The 677-nt window shown below is 50.7% G+C and carries 1 pseudogene; it reads left to right on the top strand.

What is annotated here, in order from left to right:
• Nucleotides 1-206: 206 nt before the first annotated feature.
• Nucleotides 207-677: pseudogene (locus ACS8FC_RS17935) on the top strand (transglutaminase family protein); the annotation flags it as partial.

The raw sequence follows: 677 nt of genomic DNA on the forward strand, positions 1-677 counted from the left end.
TAACGCTTCTCACATCTGATAAAGCCCGACTGCATAATGTAAGTGATTATGTCTCACCTTTTGAGTTTAAAAAGCGGTATTATGATAATTTAATCCTGTCAGGCATTGCTACCTGACTCCAGTAAACCAGTCTCTGATATAGTCGAAGCGGTTCAGCCCCGCGCGATCGTCAGCCTACCAGACCCATGCCCTTAGGGAATTCAAATATGATCCTGAAACTTAACGTCACCCTCCATTATCGACTCTCAGAGCCGATGGATCTTTTGCTTCAGATTGAAGCCGCCGATCTTGCGGATCAGCGGGTGCGATCGACTGAGATTTGGACATCAGACGTTGCGCATTTTTCACGGGTCGCCGCTGATGATGGCATAGGAGAACGGATTTGGATTCACGCCGAAGGGGATTTTAGCTGCACTTACCTCGCAGAAATCGCCGTTGACCGTCCTGCCTTGGACATATCGACATTGTCCCAAACGCCCCTGCATCTTTTACCCGGAGAGACGATCAGGCATTTGATGCCGTCTCATTATTGCCCGTCAGACCAGTTTCAAGCTTTCGTGGAAGCCGAGTTTGGCGATCTTGCTGGCGGCGCACGGATTGCTGCGATGCGCGATTGGATCGAGTCGGCGTTTAGTTATGTACCAGGATCGAGCCACGCCCAAACCACCGCGCTCGAT

The sequence above is a fragment of the Psychrobacter sp. 1Y4 genome, assembly GCF_051847555.1.